The 18,339-nt window shown below is 67.5% G+C and carries 12 protein-coding genes and 1 pseudogene; 7 read left to right on the top strand and 6 right to left on the bottom strand.

Features of this window, described 5'->3' with window-relative positions:
- Both JAO75_RS03910 and JAO75_RS03905 read right to left on the bottom strand, forming a co-directional pair.
- Complete coding sequence (locus JAO75_RS03910; protein WP_199046823.1) at positions 1-1,749, bottom strand: cisplatin damage response ATP-dependent DNA ligase; 1,749 nt, start codon at positions 1,747-1,749, stop codon at positions 1-3.
- A complete protein-coding gene (locus tag JAO75_RS03905; protein ID WP_199046822.1) occupies positions 1,746-2,909 on the bottom strand; it encodes a ligase-associated DNA damage response exonuclease in 1,164 nt (387 codons plus the stop codon). The genes JAO75_RS03910 and JAO75_RS03905 overlap by 4 nt, the downstream gene beginning before the upstream one ends.
- Before the next feature lie 602 nt (positions 2,910-3,511).
- On the opposite strand from JAO75_RS03905, the gene JAO75_RS03900 reads away from it, so the two are divergent.
- Positions 3,512-4,501, top strand: coding sequence for a class I SAM-dependent DNA methyltransferase (locus tag JAO75_RS03900; RefSeq protein WP_246742344.1), 990 nt, complete (start codon positions 3,512-3,514; stop codon positions 4,499-4,501).
- A gap of 1 nt (position 4,502) precedes the next feature.
- On the opposite strand, the gene JAO75_RS03895 is transcribed toward JAO75_RS03900, so the two are convergent.
- Positions 4,503-5,321, bottom strand: coding sequence for an SDR family oxidoreductase (locus JAO75_RS03895; protein WP_199046821.1), 819 nt, complete (start codon positions 5,319-5,321; stop codon positions 4,503-4,505).
- Between the two features lie 268 nt (positions 5,322-5,589).
- Here JAO75_RS03895 and JAO75_RS03890 point away from each other — a divergent pair, with 268 nt between their 5' ends.
- Both JAO75_RS03890 and pdeM read left to right on the top strand, forming a co-directional pair.
- Positions 5,590-8,232, top strand: coding sequence for a ligase-associated DNA damage response DEXH box helicase (locus JAO75_RS03890; RefSeq protein WP_199046820.1), 2,643 nt, complete (start codon positions 5,590-5,592; stop codon positions 8,230-8,232).
- Positions 8,229-8,930: a ligase-associated DNA damage response endonuclease PdeM gene (pdeM, locus tag JAO75_RS03885; protein WP_199046819.1), complete on the top strand. Its 702-nt coding sequence runs from the start codon at positions 8,229-8,231 to the stop codon at positions 8,928-8,930. The genes JAO75_RS03890 and pdeM overlap by 4 nt, the downstream gene beginning before the upstream one ends.
- Positions 8,931-9,160: 230 nt before the next feature.
- Here the strand turns inward: pdeM and JAO75_RS03880 are convergent, their stop codons facing one another.
- From JAO75_RS03880 to JAO75_RS03870, 3 genes are all read right to left on the bottom strand, one after another.
- Complete coding sequence (locus JAO75_RS03880; protein ID WP_199046818.1) at positions 9,161-9,922, bottom strand: TIGR02186 family protein; 762 nt, start codon at positions 9,920-9,922, stop codon at positions 9,161-9,163.
- Positions 9,919-10,848, bottom strand: a complete 930-nt coding sequence (locus JAO75_RS03875; protein WP_199046816.1) for a sulfite exporter TauE/SafE family protein — start codon at positions 10,846-10,848, stop codon at positions 9,919-9,921. Before JAO75_RS03875 ends, JAO75_RS03880 begins: the two co-directional genes overlap by 4 nt.
- A gap of 103 nt (positions 10,849-10,951) precedes the next feature.
- On the bottom strand, positions 10,952-14,107 hold the full coding sequence (locus JAO75_RS03870; RefSeq protein ID WP_199046813.1) for an SEL1-like repeat protein: 3,156 nt from the start codon (positions 14,105-14,107) through the stop codon (positions 10,952-10,954).
- Between the two features lie 320 nt (positions 14,108-14,427).
- Between JAO75_RS03870 and JAO75_RS25450 the strand changes: the two are divergent.
- The 4 genes and pseudogenes from JAO75_RS25450 to JAO75_RS03855 form a co-directional block, all read left to right on the top strand.
- Positions 14,428-14,674: pseudogene (locus JAO75_RS25450) on the top strand (MerR family transcriptional regulator); the annotation flags it as partial.
- Positions 14,672-14,887, top strand: a complete 216-nt coding sequence (locus tag JAO75_RS24740; protein ID WP_343234546.1) for a MerR family DNA-binding protein — start codon at positions 14,672-14,674, stop codon at positions 14,885-14,887. The pseudogene JAO75_RS25450 and the gene JAO75_RS24740, both read left to right, overlap by 3 nt.
- Before the next feature lie 286 nt (positions 14,888-15,173).
- Positions 15,174-16,967, top strand: coding sequence for an acyl-CoA dehydrogenase C-terminal domain-containing protein (locus tag JAO75_RS03860; protein ID WP_199046811.1), 1,794 nt, complete (start codon positions 15,174-15,176; stop codon positions 16,965-16,967).
- Positions 16,968-17,092: 125 nt separating this feature from the next.
- Positions 17,093-18,301 (top strand): acetyl-CoA C-acetyltransferase, encoded by a 1,209-nt coding sequence (locus tag JAO75_RS03855; RefSeq protein ID WP_199046809.1) that lies wholly within the window; start codon positions 17,093-17,095, stop codon positions 18,299-18,301.
- Positions 18,302-18,339 lie beyond the last annotated feature (38 nt).

Genomic DNA, 18,339 nt, shown 5'->3' with positions numbered 1-18,339 from the left:
TCACGCCTCCTTCCGCTTCTTCCCTGGCCGCTCGGCTTGGTCCTCCTTCAACGGATGAACCTCCTTTTCGCCCCGCTCCAGGATTTTCTCCAAGGTCTCGATCCGGTCGGCTTCCGCCGCAGGCTTGTCCCAGCGGATGCGGTTGATGCGGGGGAAACGCATGGCGACGCCGGATTTGTGCCGGGTCGAGCGCTGCAGCCCCTCGAAGGCGACCTCCAGCACGAGCCCCTTGTCCTTGCCGTATTCCACCTCGCGCACCGGGCCGAAGCGTTTGACCGTGTGGTTGCGGACAAAGCGGTCGAGCTTCACCAGCTCCTCGTCGGTGAAGCCGTGATAGGCCTTGCCCACCGGCACCAGCTCCTCGCCGCCGGGCCCGTCGCGCCAGACGCCGAAGGTGTAGTCGGAATAGAAGGATGAGCGCTTCCCGTGGCCGCGCTGGCCGTACATCATCACGGCGTCCACGAGATACGGATCGCGCTTCCACTTGTACCAGTAGCCCTTCGGGCGGCCGGGGAGATAGGGGCTGTTCGCCCGCTTCACCATGCAGCCCTCGATGGCATCCGCATCGGGCCCGGCCCCGACCGAGGCCGGATCGGCGCGGGCGGCGGCGAGATCCTCCCAGGTTGTGAACGGCACCATGGGCGAGAGGTCGATGCGCGGATCGTCGAGCCGGGCGACCAGCGCCTCCAGGCGCCGCCGCCGTTCCGCGAAGGGCAGGGAGCGCAGGTCCTCCTCGCCCTCGAACAGGATGTCGTAGACGCGCAGGTGAGCGGGGAATTCCGCGATGAGCTTCGGGGTCACGGCCTTCCGGTTCAGCCGCTGCTGGAGCACGTTGAAGCTCTGCACCCGGCCCTCGCGCACGACCAGCAACTCGCCGTCGATGGCGCCCTCGAAGTCGAGCGCGTCCACGAGGTCGGGAAAGGCGCGCGACACGTCCTCGCCGGTGCGGGAATAGATGCGCCGCACCGGGCGGCCGTCGCTGCCGTGACCGGAGGCGGCCTGGAGGCGGATGCCGTCCCATTTCCATTCGGCCAGGAACTCGGACGCCTCGAGCTTCGCGAAGTCCTCGTCCTCCAGCGGATGCGAGAGCATGGACGGGCGGAACGGCGCGGGGTTGCCGGATTCGGGCTTTGGCCCGCGGCCTTCGACCCAGGCGAAGAGATCCTCATAAGGAGCCTCCAGCCCGTGCCAGACCAGCTCGACCTCGTCCGGCTCGATCTGCCCGAGTTGGGCAACGGCCGTCTTGGCGAGCCGCGCCGAAACGCCGACCCGCAGCTCCCGGGTGATCAGTTTGATCAGCGCCCAGCGCCCGGTTTCGTCCAGCGCATCCATCCACCCGGCCACTCGGGCCGGCAGGTCGCTCTTGCTCGTGGTCGCCAGCGTCTCGATCACCTCGGTGAGGGTCGGCACATGGGGCGGCGGGTTGTTGTGGCCGATAGTGGGCGTGCCGTCTACTTTCGCCGCTGCATCATGCCCCGGAGCGGGCCAGATCAGGGCCACGGTCTCCGCGAGGTCGCCCACATAGTGATAGGACATCCGGAACAGCTCCGGGTCGGTCCGCTCTTCAACCAGGCCCCGGATCAGGCCGGGCTTGGCCTCCTTGAACATCAGCGCGCCGGTCATGGCCGCGAGCGCATAGCCGCGATCGGGATCGGGCGTATGGCGAAAATAGTCCGTGAGCAGCCGCAGCTTCGCGTTGCGGCGCGGCTCGTAACCCAGGCGGTCGAGGAGGGCGGCGAAGCGGTTCATGCCATATCCTCCCCTTGAGGGGGAGGATCGGCTCGAAGAGCCGAGGTGGGGTGATCGGCGCCGTCGCTTTCCGAGGTTGGTGTTTCCACCCCACCCCGCTCGCGATGCTCGCGACCCTCCCCCTCAAGGGGAGGGTGGGCAGCCTCCTCCGCCTCGCCCTCGTCGCCATAGCCCAGCATGTGCAGGGGCCGCGCCCGGATGCCGTGGGTGGTGCACCAATGGACCAGGGCATCCTCCTGCCCATGCGTGACCCAGACCTCGCCGGCGCCGGTCTCCTGGATCGTGCGGCACAGATCGTCCCAATCGGAATGGTCGGAGATCACGAGCGGCAGCTCGACGCCCTTCTGCCGGGCCCGCCCCCGCACCCGCATCCAGCCGGAGGCGAAGCAGGTGACGGGATCGGGAAAGCGCCGGGACCAGAGGTCCTGGATCGAGGAGGGCGGGCAGATCACGATGGCGCCGGCGAGCTTCGAGCGCTCTGCAGCCACGACCTTCGGGGTTTCGCCCAAGGGAATGCTCTCGGCTTTGTAGAGCTCGGTCAGGCGCTCCATGGCGCCGTGGAGATAGATGGGCTTTTCGTAGCCCTCCTCGCGGAGCAGCGCCATGACCCGCTGCGCCTTGCCGAGCGCATAGGCCCCGACGATATGGGCGCGTTCGGGAAAGAGGGCTGCGGAATCGAGGAGCTTGCGCACCTCGCCCCGGGTGTCGGGATGGCGGAACACGGGCAGGCCGAAGGTCGCCTCGGTGATGAACACGTCGCAGGGCACGACCTCGTAGGGCAGGCAGGTCGGATCCTCGGCGCGCTTGTAGTCGCCCGACACGACGATGCGGGTGCCGCCGGCCTCGATGGCAATCTGCGCCGAGCCCAGCACATGGCCGGCCGGCGAAAACCGCACGGTCACGTCGCCGATGCGGATGCTCTCGCGCAAGGGGGCCTCCTGGGTCGAGCCGGCGAAGTCCTCGCCATAGCGCACCCCCATGATCCGCAGGGTCTCCCGGGTCGCCATGACGGAGCGGTGGCCCGAGCGCGCATGGTCCGAATGGCCGTGGGTGATCAGGGCCCGCTCCACGGGCCGGACCGGATCGATGTGGAAGTCGCCAAGGGGGCAGTAGAGCCCTTGCGGGGTCTGGGTGAGGATGTCGGTGGAACGCAGCGCCATGGTTGGGAATATAGGGTCCGGCTTGTCGATGTCAGGCCGAGGGATAACGCCGAACCAGCACCTTGTGGCCCGCAGCGGGTGCTGCGAGCCGTCAGGGTGATCGAGGGTGGCGCTTCGTGCAGCCCGGCTCGATGGTTGTGTGGAAGGTGAGAGCCAGACTGCTCGTCACGCGCGGTTTGTTTCAGCGGACCTGGTCGGAGCCAGGATCGGCCACCCGCGATCACAGGTGTGCGAGACCTGCGGCGGGACCGCTTCCCACCCCACTCCTGCGACGCCTCGCGAGCGCGCCCCTCGAAGGGCGGGAATGCACAACGATATAGCCGAGCTTAAGGCAGCTGTCAAGAACAAAATGAGAACATGCGCCACCTTCCCTCTCCCCTTTAGCGGGAGAGGGTGGCCTGCGCAGCAGGTCGGGAGAGGGGCCGTGCTCGACCGGACGTCCCCTCTCCCGGCTCGCTCCGCTCGCCACCCTCCCCCGCAGAGGGGGGAGGGACACCCGCGTCCGATCCTGCACGCGATCCCGGATCGGCTTTTGCCGTCCGGGATGACGGGGCAGGGAAGACAGGAGCGGCGCTCTCTTCCTACGAGGCGCGGGGAAGTGCATGTATGGGCGCCTGCTGCCCGCCATTGACAGCCTCTCCGCTCTCCCGCATCCAAAAGCCATGCCGCCAGCCTCCACCGCCCGATCCACCGGCGATTTTCGCGCCGACCGCCGTTACGAATATGCCCGCGCCGCCTTCGACGAGCGCGATTTCGAGGCTGCGGCCGATCTCGCCCGGCAGGTGCTGGAGCTGGCGCCGGATTTTGCCCCCGCCCATGCCATGCTGGGACGTTCGCTGGCCGAGCAGGGTCAGCGGGAGGAAGCGGTAGGCGCCTTGCGCCGGGCGCTCGCCCTGGAGGCTGCCGACGAGCTGGGCGTGCGCCTCGACCTCGCCAAGCTCGGCGCATTGCCGCCCGGTGAGGCCATCACGGAAGGCTATGTGCGGGCGCTCTTCGACGATTACGCGCCGAAATTCGACCGGCACCTGACCGGAAGCCTTGCCTATCGTGGGCCGGAGCTGATCGCTGGCGCCTTACGCCGCGCCTGCTCCGAGCGGGATCGGGAGCACCGCTTCGGCCTCACCCTCGATCTGGGCTGCGGCACTGGGCTGATGGCCCAGGCGCTCGCCGGGCTGTGCACGTCCATCGAAGGCGTGGACTTGTCTCCCGGCATGCTGGAGAAGGCGGAGAAGACGACGCTCTACGATGCCCTGCATAAGGGCGAGCTCGTCGCGTTCCTGCAGGGCCGCGCAACCGCCGAGGCCGATCTCGTGGTGGCGGCCGACGTGTTCGTCTACATGGCGGCGCTCGATGCGGCGTTCCGCGAGGCGCACCGAGTTCTGAAGCGCGAAGGGCTCCTCGCCTTCACGGTTCAGGCCCATGAAGGCGAGGGCTTCATCCTCGGCGCGGATGCGCGCTATGCTCACAGCGAGAGTTATGTGCGCGAACTTGCCGAGGCGGTGGGTTTCACCATCGTGCTCTTCGAGCCGGTGTCGACCCGGGAGGATCGCGGCGTGCCGGTTCCCGGGTTTTTGTGCGTGATGCAGCGGTAGCTCATTGCGCCGGCGTCGAGGGATGCGGTGCGCTCTCGTAGCAGCCCAGCACCGACTGGTCGAAGTCGATGATCGAGCCGGTCATCATGCCGGACTCGGGTGATGTCAGGAACGCCACGGCGCGGGCCACTTCCCGCGGGTCCAGGAGGCGGCCGAAGGGCTGTTCGGCGGCTGCCTTTTCCAGCCAGCCGTCCTGCGCCCCGTGATAGGTCTTCATGATCCGGTCCTCGCCGGGCGTGTTCATCCAGCCGATGTTGAGGCCGTTCACGCGGATGCGCCACGGCATCAGGCTGAAGGCGGCGTTCTTGGTCAGCGTGGCGAGCGCGCCCTTCGAGCCGCAATAGGCCGAGATGAAGGGCTGGCCGCCATGGGCCGACATGGACAGGATGTTGACCATCGTGCCCTCGATCTTTTCCCGCCGCATGATCTTCGCGGCCTCCTGCATCAGGAAGAACGGCGCGCGCACATTGACCGCGAACATGCGGTCGAAGAGTTCCGGGGTGGTGTCGAAGATGGTCCCCCGGTCGGTGATGCCGGCGGCGTTCACCAGCACGTCGACCCGCCCGAAGACGCTGTCGGCCCGCGCCACGACCTGGCGTGCCTCCTCGACGCTTTCGAGATCGGCGCGCACGAACTCCGTGTGGCAGCCCTGGTTGGAGATCTCGCGGGCCACCGCATGCCCGCGCTCCTCGTTGCGGCCGCAGATGACGATGCCCTTGGCGCCCCGTTCGGCGAGCGTGCGGGCGATGGCCTCGCCGACCCCTTGCGTGCCTCCGGTGACGACGGCGACGGCGTTCTGGAACTGGGTGACGTGCGGCATGGGGTTTCGTCTTCTCTGTGTCGTGGTTGGCGTGGGTTGAGCTGAGGCGATCCCGGGCCGGATGGCAAGCGGCCATCGGAAGGCGTTCACATGTTCTGAGGCTGTGCCGCCGTTGTCATCCCCGGCGAGCCGCAGGCGAGGGAAGGGGATCCATGGTTCAGCACGGGTGAGTAGATTCCCTTCCCCTCCGCTGCGCTGCGGCCGGGAATGACAAGGGAGTGTGCCCGGCCATAGCGGAACCATTCCAGGGGCCCTATCTTGAGGATTCATGTCTCAAGCCTCCGCCACCCTTCTTCCCAAAACTTTCCGTGACTGGTTCAAGAGCCGTGGCTGGAAGCCGAGGGCGCACCAGCTGGACCTGCTCGCCAAGGCGCGCGAAGGGCGCTCCGTGCTGCTCGTGGCGCCCACGGGGGCGGGCAAGACGCTGGCCGGGTTCCTGCCGAGCCTCGTGGAGCTGGCCGAGCGGGGGCCGGGCCGGGGCACGGCCCAGGACAGGCGCGGGCTCCACACGCTCTACATCTCGCCCCTGAAGGCGCTCGCCACCGATGTCGCCCGCAACCTGGAAGTTCCGGTGGCCGAGATGGCGCTTCCAATCCGCATCGAGACTCGCACGGGCGATACGCCCTCGCACAAGCGCGCCCGCCAGATCGAGCGCCCGCCGGACATTCTGCTCACCACGCCCGAGCAGCTGGCGCTGCTTCTGGCCCATGCGGAGGCGCAGGAGTTCTTCCAAAATCTGCGCCGGGTAGTGCTGGACGAGCTGCACTCGCTCGTCACCTCGAAGCGCGGCGACCTGCTGTCGCTGGGCTTGGCAAGGCTGATGACCATCGCCCCGCAGGCGACAGCGGTCGGGCTGTCGGCGACGGTGCGCGAGCCGGACGACCTGCGGCGCTATCTGGCGCCGCAGCGCGCCGCGAACACCTCCCCCTTGAGGGGGGAGGTCGCACCGGAGGTGCGGGAGGGGGTGGGAAACTCCACATCTGCGAATGTCGCGCTGCCACCCCACCCCAGCCTGACGGCTGACCCTCCCCCTCAAGGGGAGGGTAAGGAGGCGCTCGCCGACCTCGTCGTGGTGCAGGGCGGCGCGCAGCCGGACATCCGCATGCTCGACCTCGACGAGCGCCTGCCGCTTGCCGGCCACACGGCCTCGCTGTCGATGCCGGCGATCTACGGTCTCATCCGCACGCACAAGACGACGCTCGTGTTCGTCAACACGCGCCTGCAAGCGGAATACACGTTCCAGGAGCTGTGGAAGCTCAACGACGACAATCTCGCCATCGCGCTCCACCACGGCTCCCTCGACGTGGCGCAGCGCCGGCGCGTCGAGGAGGCAATGGCGGCTGGAAAATTGAAGGCGGTGGTGTGCACGGCGACGCTGGATCTCGGCATCGACTGGGGCGATGTGGATCTCGTGGTGAATGTGGGCGCGCCGAAGGGGGCGTCCCGCATCATGCAGCGCATCGGCCGCTCGAACCATCGCATGGACGAGCCGTCCGAGGCCTATCTCGTGCCGGCCAACCGCTTCGAGATTCTCGAATGCCGCGCTGCGCTCGATGCCGTGCACGAGGCCGCCCAGGACACGCCGGATGCGCGCATCGGCGCATTGGACGTGCTGTGCCAGCACATTCTCGGCATGGCCTGCGCCGGGCCGTTCGGCCTCGAGGACCTGTACGAGGAGGTGCGCTCCGCCGCACCCTATGCGGGGCTGACGTGGGAGAATTTCGAGGCGTGCGTGGCTTTCGTCGCGACGGGAGGTTACGCGCTTCGTGCCTATGAGCGCTTCGCCAAGATCGTGCGGGGCAATGACGGTTTGTGGCGCGTGCGCGATGCCAGGGTGGCGCAGCAATACCGGCTCAATGTCGGCACCATCGTCGAGTCGAGCATGATCAAGGTGCGGCTCGGCAAGTCCATGCGCTCGCGCCCCGGTACTGTGCTGCCGCGCGGAAGAATCTTGGGCGAGATCGAGGAGTACTTCGCCGAGACGCTCACGCCGGGCGACACGTTTCTGTTCGCCGGCGAGGTGCTGCGCTTCGAGGGCATCTCCGAGGACGAGGTGCTGGCGACCCGCGCGGGCGCCGGCACCGATCCGATGATCCCGTCCTACGAGGGCGGCAAGTTTCCGCTGTCCACGTTTCTTGCGGCGCGTGTGCGGGAAATCCTGGCCGATCCGTTCGAGTGGGACCGCCTGCCGCCGCAGATGACCGAATGGCTGGTGCAGCAGCGGCGCCGCTCCATCGTGCCGGGGCCGCGGGATTTGCTCGTCGAGACGTTTCCGCGCGGCAATCGCTTCTACATGACCTGCTTTCCGTTCGAGGGCAGGCTTGCGCACCAGACGCTCGGCATGCTGCTCACCCGACGCCTGGAGCGCGCCAAGCTTAAACCCCTTGGGTTCGTCGCCAACGATTACGGCATCGCGGTCTATGCCTCGGGCGACATCGCAGGCCGCGCCGCACGCGATCCCGGCTTCATGGACGAACTGTTCTCCGAGGACATGCTGGGAGACGACCTCGAGGATTGGCTCGCGGAATCCTCCCTCATGAAGCGCACTTTCCGCCAATGCGCGGTGATCGCGGGTCTCATCGAGCGCCGGTTCCCGGGGGAGAAGAAGACCGGGCGGCAGGTGACGATTTCCACCGATCTCGTCTATGACGTGCTGCGCAAGCACGAGCCCGATCACGTTCTGTTGCGCGCCGCCAGGGCGGATGCGGCAACGGGACTCCTCGACGTGAGGCGCCTCGGCATGATGCTTGAGCGCATCCGGGGGCGAATCATCCACAAGCCGCTCGACCGGGTTTCTCCCCTAAGCGTGTCCGTCATGCTGGAGATCGGCCGCGAGCGCGTCTATAGCGACAACGCGGACGAGATTCTGGCCGAGGCGGAAGCGGCGCTTCTCGACGAGGCTTTGGCGTGACGGCATTGCGAAAGAACAAAGAGACAACACACGAGATCGGGCTGAAGGGCCAGCCGGCGCTGCTCGACCTGACGGGGGCGATGTACCTTCCGGCCCACGATGCGCTGCTCGTGGCCGACCTGCATTTCGAGAAGGGCTCGTCCTTCGCCCGGCGCGGCATGATGCTGCCGCCCTACGACACCCGCGAGACGCTTCTGGCGCTCTCCGACGCGGTGTTCCGCTTCAACCCGAAGACCGTCATCGCGCTGGGCGACAGCTTCCACGACATCGGCGGACCGGACCGACTCGGCGGGGAGGAGCGCACGACGCTTGCTGAGGTGCAGCAGGGCCGCGACTGGATCTGGGTGACGGGCAATCACGACCGGATTCTCCCCGACAGCATCGGCGGGCAGGTGGTGGAGGAGATGGCGCTCGGTTCGCTGACCCTGCGCCACGAGCCCGTGGCCGGCGAGCAGGCTGAGATCGCCGGCCATCTGCACCCGGTGGGCAAGGTGGTGATGCGGGGGCGCTCCACGCGGCGGCGCTGCTTTCTCACCGATGGGAGCCGATGCGTGATGCCGGCGCTGGGCGCCTATGCGGGCGGCTTGAACGCCTGCGATGCCGCCTTCAAGCCGCTCTTCGCCAACGGCTTCACCGCGCATCTCATCGGCACCGAGCGGATCTTCGCCATTGCGAAGTCCATGCTCTGCCGGGACTAAACTTCAAAATGCGTCATGCCCGGGCTTGTCCCGGGTATCCACGTCTTCATGGCGCCGTGGTTCAAAGACGTGGATGGCCGCAACAAGTGCGGCCATGACGTGGTGGGTGTCATCCCCGGCGGCCGCAGGCCGGGAAGGGGACCCAGTCACACCCTCGGCGCCATGGATTCCCTTCCCCCTCGCTGCGCGTCCTTCCGGGAATGACATCGGGGGACCGCAGCAGCCTCCGGCTAGTCTCTCCTGAAGATCACGTTGGCGAGCCAGCCGAAGAAGATGGCGATTGCAGCCGTTGCGAGGCCGTAGAGCAGCGACCAGTCGCGGGCCACGACGCCGATCCGCTCCTCGAAGCCCGTCTTGACGAGCTCGAAGCTGGTGCTCGTGCGGGCCAGGATCACCGTGTCGGCGAAAAGCGTCACATCCACCTCGTAGTTTCCGGGCGGTGCCGTTGCCGGCAGGGGAATGGCCGCGCGGAAGATGTCCGAGGTCAGGAAGGTCACGCCGCGCTCGTCCTCGATATAAAGCCCCTCCTGGGTTTTCAGGCGGTGCAGCGCTTCGCGGAACGGCTTGTCCGCGCCGTCGCGGGCATAGGTGAAATCGTTGGCGTTGATGATCGACTCGAGGCCGATCTTCTGCCGCTGGCGCAGCTGCTCGCTGGTGATTTCCGTGATGGGCCGGGAGGTCATCACGGAGATGTAGGCGGGGACCGACGGAAACTTCTGCTGTTCCTGGTTGATCCAGACCGGGCCGAGGCGCTCCTTCTCGCGCACGGTCAGGAACTGGTGCGGGCCGCGCACCGTGACGACCACGTCGTAGGTCGTGGCGCGGGCAACCGTCTGGGCATCGCGCTCGATGGCGCCGAACACGGCGATCTGCGTGCCGGTATAGTTGGAGTTGATCAGCACCCGATGGTTCGACAGGGACGTGATCAGGGTCTCGGCGCGGGCGGGAACGAGGCCGGCCAGCACGAGCAGGAGGATGGCGAGAGCCCTCATGAGCGCACCTCCTGCACGGAGATGGAGAAGGGCTCCTCCGGCTGCAGCACCAGCTCGAGCCCGAAGCGCAGGCCCACGGCCAGCAGCAGGAGCGCGAGCAGGAAGCGGAACAGCTCCGCCCGCAGATGGCGCCCCATCCGGGCGCCGAACTGGGCGCCGAACACGCCGCCGACGATGAGCAGGATCGCCAGCACCATGTCCACCGCCTGGTTGGTGATCGCGTGGAGGATGAGGGCCACGAGGGTGGTGCAGACGATCTGGAGCTGGGAGGTGCCGACCACCACCGTGGTGGGCACGCGGAAGATGTAGAGGAGCGCCGGCACCACGATGAAGCCGCCGCCGATGCCCAGCAGCGCGCCCGCGAAGCCGATGAACAGCGACAGCCCGACGACGGGAATGACGCTGACATAGAGCTTGGAGCGGTAGAAGCGCATGCGCAGGGGCCAGCCGAGATAGGCCGCATGCTCGCCGGCCTTGCGGCGCAGGCGCACCGTGCCGCCCTTCCGCCTGTGCCAGAATTCCCGAATGCTCTCCTTCAGCATCAGGCTGCCAACGACGGTGAACAGGGTCACGTAGGAGACGACGATCACGAGATCGAGTTGGCCGGCGCGCCGCGCCGCCGCGAAGAACCAGACGCCGAGCGCCGACCCGACGAGGCCGCCCGCCACCAGGATGGCCCCGAGCTTGCGGTCGAGGGCGTTGCGCCTGAGCGCGCTGAGCACGCTGGTGGTGGAGGAGGCGACGATCTGCGCCGACTGCGTGGCGACCGCGACCGCGGGCGGAATGCCGAGGAAGATCAGGAGCGGCGTCATGAGAAAGCCGCCGCCGATTCCGAACAGGCCTGATATGAAGCCCACCGCCGCACCCATCCCGAGGATGAGGAGAACGCTCACAGGCATCTCAGCGATCGGCAAATAGATTTGCAACCCGGTTCCCCCAATGGCCGGTGCAGCCACGTCGTTGTTACAGCATCATGCAGGCGATGTAACGGTCATGGTCTGAACGAATGATGACAGAGCCTGCCTGTTTTCAACTCCTGTCGGGTGAAGATCGATCCAGGGCGGCCGTCCATTCCGGAGCAGTGGCCGGGGCCTCGTTGGCGACCGGGTCCACGGCGCGCGGGCGCCAGCGATCGACCGCCGCCTTGGCGTTCTCCAGCTCCGCCGGGCTCAGGCGAGCGGCCAGCTCATCGCGCTTGCGGGCGGCCTGCGCATCGCCCTGGGCGGCCGCGAGGGAAAACCACTGGAAAGCCTTGGGCAGATTGGGTTTGGCCCCGATGCCGCGGGTGAGCAGGAGGCCCGTGTTGAACTGGCTGTCGCGGAAGCCCGCCTCGGCGGCCTCGCTGTACCAGCGCAGGGCCGCGCCGTAATCGGGCTTGCCGGCGGCGCCCGACGCCACCAGGGTCGCGAGGTTGTGCATGGCCCGGACATGGCCGCCCATGGCCGCCCGTTCATACCAGAAGACGGCCTGCTTGAGATCGCGCCCGCCCCCGAGACCCTTCTCGAACATCCTGGCAAGGCGCTCCTGGGCCGGCGGGAGGCCCGCCTGGGAGGCGCGCTCGAAGAGCCGGATGGCCGTCGGCAGGTCCTCGGCCACGCCGCGTCCCTCAGTCAGCCGAGCTCCGATCTCGTAGAGCGCCGCCGCATCCCCGGACAGGGCCGCCTGCCGCAGGCCCGCCGGAACCTCGTCCGGGATTGCGCCGATTGTCGCCGGGTCCACGAGGAACCGGCCGGCGGCCGGAAGGGCCGGGCCCAAGGACGCTTGGCTCGAGGGCTGTGCGGCAAGGCTCGATGTCTGGAACAGGCTCCACTCCTGCTTGGCCGCAGGAGCCGCCGGCGTGTCGGGGGCTTCCGGCTCGGGAGCCTGGACCAACTGCGCGGCACCTGCCGAAGCGCCGGACGGAGCGCCCGGCCCGCCCGACAGGATCTGTGCGGTGCCGGCAGCCAGGACCAGGAACGCAAGCCCCAGAAGGAGCGGACGGCTGTGGTTGTCGAAGGTCCGGCGCAGGCGCTCGAAGAGGGAAGGCTGCGGCGCAACCGTTCCGGCCTCGCCGTCATCCTTCTCGCCCGTCAGGCCTGCCTCCTGCACGAGGGAAGGCTCCGCGGTCTCCGGCCCGGCATTCTGCGCAGCCCTTCGGGCCGCCGCGATGAAGCTCGCGCGCACAAGTCCGGCATCCTCGTCCGCCGCAGCAATGGGCGTTGCCTCTGCCGGTTTCGGGTCATGCACGGGAGCGTTGGGAATATTGAGCGTGGTGTCCTCGACCCGGGACAGGGTGACCGCATGAAGCTTGCGCACAGCCGCTTCGAGACGGTCCGCTGGCGGCAGTTCCGAGGGCGGCTGTTCGGAGGCTGGGAGGGGCAGGGGGGCGGCCCCCGTAGCTGCCTGGCCCGGCAGGCGGGACGCCAGCGCCTCAAGGGCCTCATGGACCGACCTGAGGGTTTCCTGGGTTTTCCTGTCCGAGCGGGTGTGAAGGGCCTTCAGCTCGACGAAGCCGTGCTTGAGGGCGTCCAGATCGCCGGCATCCGGCAGGGCGGGTCGGATGTCGTTCAACGCGGCACGGGCGGCGCGCTCGGCGATTCCGGCCGCCGCCTCCAGGGCCTTGTGCAGCGGCTCGCCGGGCACGGACCCGAGGCGCTCCGCAAGCGCCGCGACCTGCCGCTCCAGGGCGTCGAGGCCTGCCGGTGGAGCGGCAGGTCGGTCGAGCTTTTCTTCGATGGTGCGGAGCATCTGGGCCACGCCGGCGGGCTCGGCCCGCCGGTCGAGCTGGCGCAGTTCCTGCTCGATCCGGTCGAACCGCTGCAGGAGCGGTTCATGGGAAAGCGTCTCCCGCTCGGCCAGGGCCCTGATCTGGACCGACAGGCGCTCCTCCATTCCGCTTGACGCTTCGCCCTCGGGGGAGCGGCTGCCGGACAGGGCGGCCATGCGCTCGGTCAGGAGCGCCAGCTGCTCGCCGATCGGCGCGAGATCGGCCGGTTTAGGCTCCGGGCGGCGGACCAGGAGATCGAGGCGGCGGTCCACGCTTTCCAGCAGTTCCGGAACCTTGCTGGTGTCCTGGGCCGTGGCGGTGACGTAGAGGGCTGAGCAGACATCGTCGAGTGACCGCTTCAGGGCGGTGAGGTCGCCCTTGCCGACCTGGTGAAGGCGCATCTCGGCGATCTGCCGGCTCAGGGTCTCGATCTCGCCGGAGAGCCGGGCCATCTGCTCCGGCTCGGCGCGGCTTGCCAGGTCGTGACGCAGGTCCACGATCTGGCCGCTCAGGAAGTCGATCACCGTGCGGTCGACGCCCGTTCCGGCCATACGGTCGATCTTCTCCGCGATGCGGTCGATCCCCAGGCCGAGGTGCTGATGCAGCTCGTGGTTGACCTGCTCGGAGAGGGTCTGGACCTGTTCGTAGACGACGCTCATCGAGCCCGCGAGACTGTGCAGGTCCTTGCCCGTCGGCCCCTGCCCGAGATCCCTGGCGATGGATCCGAGGGATGTGCCGAGGGCGGCGATGTCCCGGCGGGTCGCCAGATGCTCCATGCCGGAGCGCAGCGTGTCGATCTCGGCGCGGATCGTCTCGACGGCCGGCGAGACGTCCGGGGCCGGCTGCTCCAGGCGGGCGGCGAGCCGGGTCATGTCGGCCCGCAGGCCGGATAGGGTCTCGGATACGGGAGCGAGGGCTCTGAGCGCCTCCTCGGTGGGAAATTCGATGCGCGGCGGAGGGGCCTGCTCGGAGGCGACCCGGCGCTCGACCGTATCGAGGCGCTCCTTCAGGGACGACAGGGCCTGGGACAGGATCGCCGCGATGCGGTCCTGCTGGTCCGCGGACGCGCGGGCCGCCTCGTCGAGGCGGGTCTCGGCCTGCTCGATCCAGCTTGCCATCGACTCCAGAGCGATGGCCGTCCGTGCAGTCTGATCCTGGGCCTGCCGCTCGCTCTCGGCCGCAATGGCGGCCATGAGGGCTTCGTAATCTCTTGTCGGTTCGGGACGGGACGCAGGCGACATGCGGGCGATCAGGGCATCGAGATCGCTGCCGGCCCTCCGCTGCGGGGGGCGTGGGCGCAGCGCAGGCTCGTCCTGCGGGTCGAGCACGGCGGCGGCCCATTCCTCGAGGCTCAGACCGGCCCGGCGCGCGGCGGCGGCCGCCAGCGCGCGGGCATCGCGGTCCAGGTCGTCAAGGCGTGAGAGGACGTGTCGTCTCATGGCAGGCTCGCGGGGATACGCTGGAACTCCTCAAGACGAACCAGGGCCCCGTGCCGATGTCCGCCCGGCGAGCAAAGGGTGCCGACAGGAGGCGAATCACGGCGCCTCCGGACCCTTCATCCGACGCCGCAGCTTTCGTCGGGCGTAGTAAAAAACCCGTTAAATGGAGAGGGTTTGGGGCAGATTGCCCGTTTGGGAGGCAGAAACTTCCCTTTGGTCATGCCGCAGGAGGCAGGTTCTGCTGCCCTACCGGCACAGGATCTTTGTAATACTCTTGCATCTTCTGAAACATATGTTCTATCATTTCGTTACCAAAGGGGATGTGCGCTGTGCACCGAGCCGAGAACACTGAGACGATGGGGCATTCCATGGACCAATACGCAATCGGCGCCAAAGCTGACAATGAAGCAGAGGGCGCCAAGTACTACACGATCGGCGACCTCGCACGCGAGTTCGGGGTGACCCTCCGGACGCTCCGCTTCTACGAGGATCGCGGCCTCCTGTCCCCCCCGCCGGGATGGCACCGCCCGCATCTACGACGCCCGCGACCGGGAGCGTCTCTCCGTGATCCTGAAGGGCAAGCAGCTCGGCTTCACCCTGACCGAGATCCGCGCCATGCTGGCCGAAGAGCGGTCGGGCAACGGCCCCGCCCTGAACCTCAAGCTGTCGCTCGATCAGATCGAGGACCAGATCCAGCATCTCGAGCAGCAGAAGAAGGAAATCGAGGAAGCCCTGGTCGAACTCCAGGCCCGCCGCGCCGGCGTGGCCGCTGCCGCCTGATCCTCGCGCCTCGCGCAGCCCTCTAAAACAAGCCCTTCGGCATCAGGCTCTCCGCCCTGATACCGGAGGGCTTTTTGTTTGTCCGCTCGAGGTCGTGCAGGCAGGGCCCGGCCCGGGGCGGCCGGCAAGCCTCCGCTCCGGGCACAACCTTCCTTCTCTCCCTCGGAAGATTTAGCGCCCGCCTCTTCCAAATGCGGCTGGATAGTTTATATGTGAACTATCTGCTTGGCCGATGGCCTTCCATATGGGAAGATGCCTATCGGCAAACGACCTGGGAGACATCCGAATGCCGGTCTACAAGGCCCCCGTCGAAGACGTCATGTTCCTTCTGAACGACGTGTTCCCCATCGAGCGCTACAACAACCTGCCCGGTTTTGCCGATGCGACCACCGACACGGTGGAGGCGATCCTCGCCGAGGGCGCCAAGCTCTGCGAGGAGGTCTTCGCGCCCCTGAACCTCTCCGGCGACCAGGAGGGCTGCACCCGCAACCCGGACGGAACGGTCACGACGCCGAAAGGCTTCAGGCAAGCCTACGAGGCCTATGCCGCCGGCGGCTGGATGGGCCTGGCGGCGCCGGAGGAGTTCGGCGGGCAGGGGCTCCCGTCCGTCCTCAACACCATCATGCAGGAATTCGTCTCCTCGTCGAACCTGGCGCTCGGCATGTATCCGGGCCTGACGCAAGGCGCCATCGCGGCGCTCATCGAGCACGGCACCGAGGAGCAGAAGCGAACCTATCTGCCCAAGATGATCGAGGGCACATGGACCGGCACCATGAACCTCACCGAGCCCCATTGCGGCACGGATCTCGGGATGCTCAAGACCAAGGCCGTGCCGAACGGCGACGGCTCCTATGCCATTTCCGGCACCAAGATCTTCATCTCCGCCGGCGATCACGACATGGCGGAGAACATCGTCCACCTGGTGCTCGCCCGCATCGAGGGCGCGCCTGCCGGCACCAAGGGCATCTCGCTCTTCGTGGTGCCGAAGGTTCTCGTCAACGAGGACGGCTCGCTCGGCGAGCGCAACGGCGTCTCCTGCGGATCGCTCGAGCACAAGATGGGCATCCACGGCAACGCCACCTGCGTCATGAACTACGATGGCGCGAAGGGCTGGCTCGTCGGCCAGGAAAACCGCGGCCTCAACGCCATGTTCGTAATGATGAACGAGGCGCGGCTCGCGGTGGGCGTGCAGGGGCTGGCCCAGTCCGAGGTCGCCTATCAGAACGCGGTCGCCTATGCGAAAGACCGCCTGCAGGGCCGCTCGCTCACGGGCGCGAAGTTCCCCGACAAGCCCGCCGATCCGATCATCGTGCACCCGGACGTGCGGCGCACGCTGATGTCGATCAAGGCCTTCAACGAGGCGGGCCGCGCGCTCATCGTCTGGACCGGCCTCAACAGCGACATCGCACACCGCTCCTCCGACGACGCGCAGCGCCAGACGGCCGAGGACTACATGGGCCTCATGACCCCGGTGGTGAAAGGCGTGCTCACGGATCTCGGCTTCGACAATGCCGTCAAGGCGCAGCAGATGTTCGGCGGCCACGGCTATATCGAGGAATGGGGCATGTCGCAGTTCGTGCGCGATGCCCGCATCACCCAGATCTACGAGGGCGCCAACGGCATCCAGGCCATGGACCTCGTGGGCCGCAAGCTCGGAAAGGATGGCGGGCGCGCCGTCATGACCTTCTTCAACGAGGTCGGCGCCTTCTGCCAGGAGAACGCGGGCGACGAGAGCTTGCAGTCCTATATCGCGCCGCTGCAGCAGGGTCTCGGCCATCTCCAGCAGGCCACCATGTGGTTCATGCAGAACGCCATGGCGAAGCCCGACAATGCCGGCGCTGGCGCCACCGACTACATGCATCTCTTCGGCACCGTGGTCATGGGCTATATGTGGGCCAAGATGGCGAAGGCCGCTCAAGGCAGGAAGGCCGAAGGCAACGGCGTGGCCGACAGGATGGACGCCAAGCTGCTCACCGGCCGCTTCTACATGGAGCGCATGATGCCTGAGACCGCCACGCGCCTTGCCCGCATCACCACGGGCGCGGACACCACCATGGCGCTGCCGATGGAAGCCTTTTGATAGCAAGCGTTATCCCGGCCGAAGAGCCGGGATCGCATGACGAGTACAGCGTTCTAATTTTGCCAACGATCCCGGGTTCTGCTCCGCAGCCCCGGGATGACACATGATCGTTCTGGGAGGCCTCCATGGCTGAAGCCTATATCTACGACGCCGTCCGCACGCCGCGCGGGCGCGGCAAGCCGGATGGTTCGCTGCACGAGATTCCGGCGGTGGACCTCGCCGTCACCGCGCTCGACGCGATCCGCAAGCGCAACGATCTCGACCCGAAGCTGGTGGAGGACGTGGTGCTCGGCTGCGTCGACCCGGTGGGCGAGGCGGGCGGCGACATCGCGCGTGCGGCGGCGCTCAAAGCCGGCTTCGGCAAGGAGGTGCCGGGCGTGCAGATCAACCGCTTCTGCGCCTCCGGCCTCGATGCGGTGGCGCTCGCCGCCGCGCAGGTCATGTCGGGCATGAAGGACATCACCATCGGCGGCGGCGTGGAATCCATGAGCCGCGTCGGCATGGGCGCCTCGGGCGGCGCATGGCCGGTGGATCCGGGCATCGCTATTCCCAACTACTTCCTGCCGCAGGGCATCTCGGCCGATCTGATCGCCACCAAATACGGCTTCTCGCGCGATGACGTCGATGCCTACGCGGTCGATTCGCAGAAGCGCGCCGGAAAAGCCTGGGACGAGGGGCGCTTCTCCAAGTCCGTCGTGCCGGTGAAGGACATCAACGGCCTGACCATCTTGGCGAAGGACGAGCACATGCGGCCGCAGACCGACATGCAGTCGCTGGGCCAGCTCAAGGCCGCCTTCGTGCAGATGGGCGAGATGGGCGGCTTCGACGCGGTGGCGATCGCGGCTCACCCGGACGTGGAGTTCGTCAACCACGTGCATCATGCGGGCAACTCGTCGGGCATTGTCGATGGCGCCGCTGCCGTTCTCGTCGGCAACAGAGAGGGCGGCGAAAAGGCTGGCCTGAAGCCGCGCGCCCGCATCAAGGGCTTTGCCTCCATCGGGTCCGATCTCGCGCTTATGCTCACCGGCCCCATCGACGTGTCGGAGCTGGCTTTGCGCAAGGCCGGCATGACCAAGGACGACATCGACCTCTTCGAGATCAACGAGGCGTTCTCGTCGGTGGTGCTGCGCTACATGCAGGCGATGGATCTCGATCCGGCGAAGGTCAACGTGAATGGCGGCGCCATCGCCATGGGCCATCCGCTGGGCGCCACCGGCGCCATGATCCTCGGCACGGTGCTCGACGAGCTGGAGCGCACAAACAAGCAGACGGCTCTCGTGACGCTGTGCGTCGCCGCCGGCATGGGCACGGCTGCGATCATCGAGCGGGTTTGACGAAACGCAACGCAAGCATCCTCATCCTGAGGAGGCGC

Origin of the sequence: Microvirga splendida (assembly GCF_016427565.1) — a bacterium.
GTDB lineage: Bacteria > Pseudomonadota > Alphaproteobacteria > Rhizobiales > Beijerinckiaceae > Microvirga > Microvirga splendida.
Note: the sequence above shows the minus strand (reverse complement) of the source record. Positions and strands in the feature narration are given on the sequence as shown.